This is a genomic window from Bacteroidota bacterium, from assembly GCA_018692315.1.
GTDB lineage: Bacteria > Bacteroidota > Bacteroidia > Bacteroidales > JABHKC01 > JABHKC01.
In genome coordinates this window covers 1-6,185 of record JABHKC010000184.1, presented here as the reverse complement: position 1 = coordinate 6,185, position 6,185 = coordinate 1, and the positions used below count along the sequence as shown (strand labels likewise).

Below are 6,185 nucleotides of genomic sequence, written 5' to 3'. Positions count from 1 at the left end.
TAATACTTTCAGTACATGCTCAGACCACGCTTTGTCAGGGGCTTAGCAGCTCCAATGTTCAATCGGCCTCTATTATCGAGCCCTCTGCGAACTTAAGTTTTATTTCTATATTTTTAAAATATTAAAGGTGGCTTTAATAAAATACTAAAGCAATTGTTTTGAAAATGTAGGTGAAATTGACTTATTCAACAACTGGTTCCGTAATTTCTTCCATTTTGAAAAATTTCATTTTATTCACAAAAATTTTGTTGAACAAATCTTCTAATTTCCCACTAAAATAGGTTTTAGTATTTTCAGTAGAAGTAATAATATATTCGTTTTCAGGATCGGCCGAATATGCTCTAATATCGATTGGTGTAAAATTGTTGCCCTCAATAGTTAAACTATGTGTATTGTTTGTTAGAGTAGTTTCTTCAATATCATCAACAAATCCAGAACTATAAAGATGAGCCAATTGATTTAGGAAGTTTTGGGTTTCGACAGAATCTGTAAGCATTCCGTTCAAAGTCCATTTTTCGCCTTCCTTTGCAAGCAAAAACGATTCTTCAAGCGAATAATCGAATGATAGTTTAGTCCAATTTTCAATATCGGCATTTAGCAACATTTTGTTTCGGAATGAGTTTGGTTCACGGTTGAAAGTCATGCTTAAATATCCTGATACTGCGTAAACTTCATCTTCATCAGTAAGCCTGACGTAAGTTGTCATAGTACCTTGTTGTTGCTGTTGATAAGGATTTTGATTTTGTGCCTGTTTGTATGAAAATTTTCCAACCATAAGGTCTGCAACAATTTCACCATTTTCTTCAACAACTACTCTTGTTCCGGTAGAATCTGTCAATTCAAATTTTTCCCATTTCTCAGAAGAGCGGGCTGCCTGGCGGATTGTTTTAAGTGCTCTTAGCTCATTTATCATTGATTGTACTGCCTGTATGTCCGCATTCACAATTTTATTATCATAATATAGATTCCAGTCAGAATTATCTTTTGCTAATTTTACTTCCTGAAAATTGTACGATTTTGGATAAATTTTAATTACAGTAACATTTGCTGAATCGAGTGTAATCAATTTACTTTTAAACGACCTTTCGCCTTTATTGTGGTCAATTAGTTTAGTAATTGCAACAGCTATGATTAATATTGTCAGAATTATTATTAATGTTTTCGATTTCATTATTTTCTAATTTTAGATATTTTTAATTTATGGTTTTCAAATATTTCGTTTAAATATATCCTTCTTCCATTCGTTTTATTCTCACATTTCGTCTCATTTGTGCTTTCACAAAACCAATGACGATGATTAGAATTATTGGGAAAAGGAAATTGAACCATTTTAGGAATACTTTTTTTCCGTCTTCAACTTCGTCTAATGGACGAGCAGAAACTCCTTTGGTTCTTAATTCTATAAGTCCGGTTTCATCCGAAAGCCAGTCAATTGAATTTACCATAAGGCTTACATTGTCGTTTTGAAGTTTTTTATAAGTGTTTCCTTCGCCGTTTACAGGGAAATTTCCATCGGCAATTAAAACAATTTTTGAGTGAGTGTTTCCTGCAATATTGCCTTCCAAAACTCCACCAATTGTAATATTTGGTAAAGTGAAATCTCTATTTTTATCCCACTTTTTCTGAACATCAATATATATTGGGCAAGAGAGTGTAGCTGAGTTTTTTGAAGTTTTAAGCAAAGGAGTGAATTGCATTGAAGTATCTCCAGTAAAAGTAATAGAACTAACATACTCTAACATAGCAGCTTCAAGCCCTTTTGTGATGGGATGCTCCTGAAAGTTTGAGATTATTGGAACATAGGGAAACAGTACTTGTGCTTGCATAGTAAAATTCCCAAATCGCTGAGGAACTGTAGCTCTTGCACAATTTAGATCAATCACAAAATTGTTTTCAACTGTCAATCCTTTTTGAGTAAGCCATGCGTCAAAGTTTGTTTCAACTGTTTTCCCCTGATTTGTTGTTAAATCCATTTCTACTCTGTTGAAGGCAATAAATAAATTTCCGCCTTTTGCTAAAAAATTATCAAGCTGGGCAAAATGGCTTTGTGGAAAAGAATCAGTTGGTGCAACTATTGCAATCGACTGATATTTGTCGAGATTCGAGCTTGTGTCGCTTAGGCTTACTTCTTCGGCATTATATAAAATTGAAAGCCCTGATCTGACCTGCTGAAGAGATGCCAAACTTGCTTCTCCGTGGCCTTGTAGTAATCCTACGAGTGGTTTTTCTGAAATCGAAAGTTTTTTAATACTTGAGGATAAGGCATATTCCATAGCAGCGCCGGGTTTCATAAATGGAATAACGTCAGATTCTTCGCCAAGCGAAATAACTGCTCCGAGGAATACTCTTTGCTGCTCAACTTTATCTTTTTCACGAACATTCACGAGCACCGGCTGAACCCCTGCCTGCATTGCTTTTTGTTCGGTCTCTTTATCCTTTTTCGGGTCAATAAATTCATAAACTACCATTCCGCCTGAAAGACTTCCGAATTCAATCAGAATTTCTTTGAATGCTCTTCTTGTTTTTGCAATATCGGGTGGCAAATCTTCCGAAAAGTAAGCAGTTATTGTAACCGGTTCTTCAAGATTTTCTAAAATATCCTTTGTTGCCTGAGACATTGTGTAACGATTGTCTTCGGTAAGATCTAATCGTACGAAAAAATAGTCTGACAAAATATTCACTAATATTATGATTGCAAGGATTCCAATTATATATGTTGATAATGACTTCTTATTCTTCATTTCCTTGTTGTTTTAAAATTAATTTGTTAATAAATTTGTTGTTTCGTTAAGTTGTTGAAACAAATTATTAGCTAAAAAGCTTAGTTCTTTCGTTTTTTCAAAACAGTTTCTGTACCGAAAAGGGCAAGAGCAACTATCGAAAGAAAATATATCACGTCTTTTGAGTCTATCACTCCTCGTGAAATAGATTCAAAATGTGTCGAAAGACTAAGATAATTTAAAATTTCGCCAATAAAACCAGTGAAATTTTTTGCTAATAATCCAAAAATTATATGAAATAATATACCAATGAATAAGGCTAATAAAAATCCAACTATTTGGTTGTTCGAAACACTACTTGCAAAAATACCTATTGCTATATAAGTTGCACTCATCAAAAGTAATCCAAGATAGCCAGTCCATACTGCTCCATGATCTACGGGTCCTATATTTGCAACAGTTATATAATATGATAGAGTGAGAAGTAAAGCAATAAAAATCAGTAATAAAGTTGAAAGGAATTTACCGAAAATCAATTGCCAGTTGTTGATGGGTTTTGTTAGTATAAGCTCGATAGTTCCCGAACGTGTTTCTTCGGCAAGCAATCCCATAGTGAGAGCCGGAATAAAAAAGAAAAGTGTCCAATATGCAATTCCGAAGAACGATTGAAGACTTGCTTGATTTACAAAAAATATGTCGGAAGCGTAAAGCCATGTGAAAAATCCGCTAAAACCAAGAAAAGCTATGAGCATGATATATGCCATGAGTGAATCGAAAAATGAATTTAATTCACGTTTTGTTATTATCCAAATCTGTCTCATTATATTTTTTTTGAAATTTAAAATCGTATTAATTAATTGTCAAAGTGTGGAAAACATCTTCGAGTTTTGTCTCAATCGGTGTCATTTGAGTTAGAATCCAATCTTTTTCTACACACAATCTGAAAACTTCTCGTCTGGTAGATATGTCAGAATTGCTTTGAATTTCATAAGAATTTTCGGTATTTGGAATTGGGTCCACTAACTCTATAAAATCAATGCTTTGAAGGTCTTTAATAATCTGATCTTTTTCAGCATTTTCTATAGTAACTCTTAAAATTTCTTTTCCTTCCGAATGTTTTCTTAATTCTTGGGAAGTTCCGTTGGCAACAATTTTTCCTTTGTTGATAATCATTATCCTGTCGCAAGTTGCTTCAACTTCTGCCAAAATGTGAGAACTGAGAATTACAGTTTTTTCTCTACCAATTTTTTTTATTAGTTCTCTTATTTCAACAATTTGGTTAGGGTCGAGCCCGGATGTTGGCTCATCGAGAATCAAAACTTCAGGGTCGTGAATAAGAGCTTGTGCCAAGCCAACCCGTTGTTTATAACCTTTCGAAAGTTGATTTATCTTTTTGTGTTTTTCTCCTTCAAGGCCACAAAGATTTACCATCTCAAGAATTCTGTCTTTAACTCTCGATTTGTCGATATTATGAATATCTGCCACAAATTTGAGATAATCCAGAACCGGCATATCTTCATATAAAGGATTGTGTTCCGGCAGGTAACCAATTATTTTCTTTATCTCGTCAGGATTCTCGCCTACCGAAATATTTCCAATAAATATTTCTCCTTCGGTAGGTTCAAGAAAACTTGTAATTGCTTTCATTGTAGTAGTTTTTCCTGCACCATTCGGACCAAGAAAACCTAATACTTCGCCTGTTTTTACTGTGAAAGAAATATTATCGACAGCACGTTGTGCCCCGTATTTCTTCGTTAGTTTATCAACAATAATATCCATATTACTAATGTTTTAATTTTTCTGCAAAAAAAAGAAATTTCTACTTTGCATAATATTTATTCACAGTGATTTAACTTTTTTTAACATTAAGGAAGTTTATTTGAAATTTTAGTTTTAATTGATTATTAGTTGATAGAAATGCTGAAAATTTTATTTAAAAGCTTGACATCAACCATTTTTTGTTTTATATTTGGAAATTGTTAACCAAAAAGCAAAATTATGGAACGAAAAATACTATTACTATTTATTCTATCTTTAGTTTTCTTACCTGCATTTTCTCAAACTGCCCATAACATTGATACTGACGACGTGTACTATCATGATGATGGTGAGATTAATAATACAGTCGTATATCCAGGCGATACAGTTTATATTAATGCAGGCGAATATGCTTACGACAAGCTGAAGTTTGTAGGATTTTCTGGAACTGAAGAAGATCCAATAATCTTTATTAACAAAGGCGGATTAGTTACAATTGGAAACTATGATACGGATCATAAAGATGTTTTTCAATTTAGTAATTGTCAGCATTTTAAAGTGTTAGGTACAGGCGATTCAAAATATAAATATGGATTTAAAATTGATGCAGCAAGAGATGTTGGCTTACTTCTCGGTAGTTTAACAGAAGATTTTGAGGTAAGCAATATCGAAATTTGCAATGTTGGTTTTGCCGGTGTTCAATGCATAACCGAGCTAAAATGCGATGATCCTTTGACCCATGCAAGCTCAGGTAATATTCTTACAAACATGTATTTTCACGATTTATATATTCACGATTGCTCAGGCGAAGGCATGTATATTGGTTATGTTGGATATGGAGAAAAAGAAAAAGAATGCGATTATGGAGATACCCTCTCTTTATCCTTTGCTGCTTAATGATGTTTACATTTACGATAATATTATTGAAAATACCGGGTGGGACGGAATACAAGTAAGCATGGTAGAAATTAATTGTAAAATTTACAATAACAGAATATTACGCTATGGGCTTAGCGGGAATAGCAATCATTATGGTGGCATTCAAATAAACAACGGAACAACCGGACAATGCTACAACAATTTTATTGCAGATGGGAAAGGAGCCGGAATAGTTTTGCTTGGAGTTGGCTTTAACAGTATTTACAATAATGTGATTCTGAATGCAGGAAAAGATCATTATCCCGAAATTAGTAGCAGAGGAGCAAATGGAATATACTTCGGCACAAAAGCAGCATATGAAAAACCTTATTATTTTATAAATAATACTATTTTGAATTCAAAAAATGATCAAATAAAAATTAATGGAAATGACTATTCAGGTGATGAATTATATATCTATAACAATTTACTTGTCGATGAAACTGTAAGTAGCAGTCAGCCTGAAGATATTGATAAGTATATTGATTTATTTAATTCTGATGATATTACTATTTATGACACAAATAATATTGGATACAATGACTTAAGCTATTTTGATTTTATAAATAGTGAGAACCTGGATTTCAGACTTCAGAATTCTTCAGTTGCAATCAATCAAGGAAAAGACACTCTTGATTTTGACCATGCCTTTTTCCCAAGAGATAATCAACCAGATGTAGGAACCTTCGAATGTCATAATTCAATTCAATGGGTGGAAGCAAATACATCGCAGGGATATTATTCGCTAATAATTCCATCAAATTCAACAATAGAAATTGATGGCGAAAG

At 33.2% G+C, this 6,185-nt stretch carries 6 protein-coding genes; 2 read left to right on the top strand and 4 right to left on the bottom strand.

The features are described 5' to 3' along the window. Positions 1-181: 181 nt before the first annotated feature. The 4 genes from HN894_13690 to HN894_13675 form a co-directional block, all read right to left on the bottom strand. Complete coding sequence (locus tag HN894_13690; GenBank protein MBT7144376.1) at positions 182-1,171, bottom strand: DUF4340 domain-containing protein; 990 nt, start codon at positions 1,169-1,171, stop codon at positions 182-184. 49 nt (positions 1,172-1,220) lie between these two features. Next, complete coding sequence (locus tag HN894_13685) at positions 1,221-2,741, bottom strand: hypothetical protein (protein ID MBT7144375.1); 1,521 nt, start codon at positions 2,739-2,741, stop codon at positions 1,221-1,223. A gap of 80 nt (positions 2,742-2,821) precedes the next feature. Beyond that, the gene (locus HN894_13680; GenBank protein ID MBT7144374.1) at positions 2,822-3,541 is read right to left on the bottom strand and encodes an ABC transporter permease subunit; all 720 of its coding nucleotides are present in this window, start codon (positions 3,539-3,541) and stop codon (positions 2,822-2,824) included. Positions 3,542-3,569: 28 nt separating this feature from the next. Continuing rightward, positions 3,570-4,499: an ATP-binding cassette domain-containing protein gene (locus HN894_13675; protein MBT7144373.1), complete on the bottom strand. Its 930-nt coding sequence runs from the start codon at positions 4,497-4,499 to the stop codon at positions 3,570-3,572. 219 nt (positions 4,500-4,718) lie between these two features. Between HN894_13675 and HN894_13670 the strand changes: the two genes are divergently transcribed. Next, on the top strand, positions 4,719-5,375 hold the full coding sequence (locus HN894_13670; protein ID MBT7144372.1) for a hypothetical protein: 657 nt from the start codon (positions 4,719-4,721) through the stop codon (positions 5,373-5,375). Then, positions 5,341-6,185, top strand: an 845-nt coding sequence (locus tag HN894_13665) for a hypothetical protein (protein ID MBT7144371.1), incomplete at its 3' end; no start/stop codon positions are given. The genes HN894_13670 and HN894_13665, both read left to right, overlap by 35 nt.

What these genes read in the sequence shown, in the direction of transcription:
- HN894_13675 (MBT7144373.1), bottom strand. Translation starts at nt 4,499, where the DNA reads ATGGATATTATTGTTGATAAACTAACGAAGAAATACGGGGCACAACGT.
- HN894_13680 (MBT7144374.1), bottom strand. Translation starts at nt 3,541, where the DNA reads ATGAGACAGATTTGGATAATAACAAAACGTGAATTAAATTCATTTTTC.
- HN894_13690 (MBT7144376.1), bottom strand. Translation starts at nt 1,171, where the DNA reads ATGAAATCGAAAACATTAATAATAATTCTGACAATATTAATCATAGCT.
- HN894_13685 (MBT7144375.1), bottom strand. Translation starts at nt 2,741, where the DNA reads ATGAAGAATAAGAAGTCATTATCAACATATATAATTGGAATCCTTGCA.
- HN894_13670 (MBT7144372.1), top strand. Translation starts at nt 4,719, where the DNA reads ATGGAACGAAAAATACTATTACTATTTATTCTATCTTTAGTTTTCTTA.